Source organism: Mycolicibacter icosiumassiliensis, assembly GCF_900078685.2.
GTDB classification, from domain to species: Bacteria; Actinomycetota; Actinomycetes; order Mycobacteriales; family Mycobacteriaceae; genus Mycobacterium; species Mycobacterium icosiumassiliensis.
The window spans coordinates 1-1,813 of sequence record NZ_LT546165.1; the positions used below are offsets into that span (position 1 = coordinate 1).

Consider the following 1,813-nt stretch of genomic DNA (forward strand, 5'->3'; position numbering starts at 1 on the left):
GTGTTGGCGTTCGCTGCACAGATGGGCGGTGGTGGCGCCGGAGAATGTGACGTCAACCAGATCGAGGTTCAGCGCGTGGGCGACCAAGTGCGGGTAATTGTGCGCCGATCGACCCGACGCCCGGGGCGCGTCAGCGACACGAGGCCGGATTCCAGGGCCGGCTGCCATCGAACTCCCCAGGGCGACATAGCGATTCACCGCCAACCGCCCATGCCGAGTGTGAATCTGACGACGCGACATGCCGCGGCAGCGTCGTGACGTTCACACTCGCGGGGCATCACAGGTCCGGGCTGGACGCCTGCGCCCAGAACCGCTTCGGGATCCGTCCGGCGCGGCGGGCCAGGTATCCAGCGGTGACAGCGGCCGCCATGGCCGTCGCCATCGCCGGCGGGTCGGCCGCCCGCGTCACCGCGGTGGCCAGCAGCACCGCATCGCATCCCAGTTCCATTGCCAGCGCGGCATCGCTGGCGGTGCCAATGCCCGCGTCGAGCACCACCGGCACCCCAGCAGCGGCAACGATCATCTCGATGCTGTGCGGGTTGGCGATGCCCAGCCCGGTGCCGATCGGTGAGCCCAGCGGCATCACGGCCGCGCATCCGACATCCTCGAGCCGGCGAGCCAGCACCGGATCGTCATTGGTGTAGGGCAGCACCACGAACCCGTCGTCGACCAATTGTTCGGCGGCACGGACCAATTCGATGCCGTCGGGCAACAGGGTGCGCTCGTCGCCGATCACCTCCAGCTTGACCCATTCGGTACCGAGCGCCTCGCGCGCCAACTGGGCGGTCAGCACCGCTTCAGCAGCACTGCGGCAGCCGGCGGTGTTGGGCAGCGGCGTGATCCCCAGCCGACTCAGCAGATCCAGCATGCCGGTGCCACCTTCGGCGTCGACGCGGCGCATCGCGACCGTGGTCAGCTCGGTGCCAGAAGCCACCAACGCCTCTTCCAGCGATGTCAAGCTCTGTGCCCCACCGGTTCCCATGATGAGCCGGGAGCTGAACTCCCGCCCGGCGATGGTCAGTTTTGCCTCGTCAACCACCTTGCACCGCCGTCACCACATCGAGACAGGCACCGTCGGACAGCGCGGTGGACCACCGCGATTTCGGCAGCACCGCTTGGTCCACGGCCACCGCGATACCGCGGTCGGGATACCCCATCGAGGCCAGCAGCGTCGCAACCGTAGTCGCGTCAGCCACTTCCACCTGCTTCTGATTGACATTAATGATCATTGCTGTACTCCCACCGGAAGTAGTTCGGACACAACCTGTTCGGCGGTCCACGGCGCCAGCAGGAACCCATTGCGGCCGTGCCCGGCAGCGACATAGGTTCGGTCGTCGAGGCGGTGCACCAGCGGCAGGTTGTCCGGCGTCATCGGCCGCAGGCCCGCGGCGCATTCGGCCAGCTCGTACTCCCCCAGCGCCGGAACCAGCGCGCAGGCATCGTCGAGCAGGTCCCGCACCCCCGAGACCGCCGGCGCGGTGTCCCGGCCGTGCTCGTACTGGGTCGCCCCCACCACTACGCCGTCGGGACGCGGCACCAGGTAGACCGCCCGACCGTGCACCCGGGCCCGGATCACCCGCTGCGGTGGCGGCAGGCAGCCCTTGCGCCAGCGCAGCCGCAGCACCTCCCCCTTGACCGGCCGGATCGGCAGGCCGGGCCACAGCGCGGGGGCGTCGATGCCGTTGGCGATCACCACCGCGTCGTCGGCGGCCACCTCGGCCAGGTCACGCACCGGCGGGGCCCACGTCACGCCGAGTTCCTCGCAGGCATCCACCAGGGCGGTGACCACCGCGCGGGTGTCGACCGCCCGCAC

Annotated in this window: 3 protein-coding genes and 1 pseudogene; all 4 read right to left on the reverse strand. The window is 69.6% G+C overall.

All coding sequences use genetic code 11. From position 1 onward, the window contains the following. A pseudogene (locus BN4346_RS00200) lies at positions 1 to 198 on the reverse strand (SGNH/GDSL hydrolase family protein); the annotation flags it as partial. A 79-nt stretch (positions 199 to 277) separates the two neighbouring features. After that, positions 278 to 1,039: a thiazole synthase gene (gene thiG, locus BN4346_RS00310; RefSeq protein ID WP_078058382.1), complete on the reverse strand. Its 762-nt coding sequence runs from the start codon at positions 1,037 to 1,039 to the stop codon at positions 278 to 280. Next, positions 1,032 to 1,229 (reverse strand): sulfur carrier protein ThiS, encoded by a 198-nt coding sequence (gene thiS, locus BN4346_RS01830; RefSeq protein ID WP_067966435.1) that lies wholly within the window; start codon positions 1,227 to 1,229, stop codon positions 1,032 to 1,034. Before thiS ends, thiG begins: the two co-directional genes overlap by 8 nt. Further along, the coding region (locus tag BN4346_RS02555; protein ID WP_154677529.1) for an FAD-dependent oxidoreductase at positions 1,226 to 1,813 on the reverse strand (588 nt) is incomplete at its 5' end. The genes thiS and BN4346_RS02555, both read right to left, overlap by 4 nt.

Coding starts and splice junctions, on each gene's coding strand:
- thiS (WP_067966435.1), bottom strand. CDS start 1,229: ATGATCATTAATGTCAATCAGAAGCAGGTGGAAGTGGCTGACGCGACT.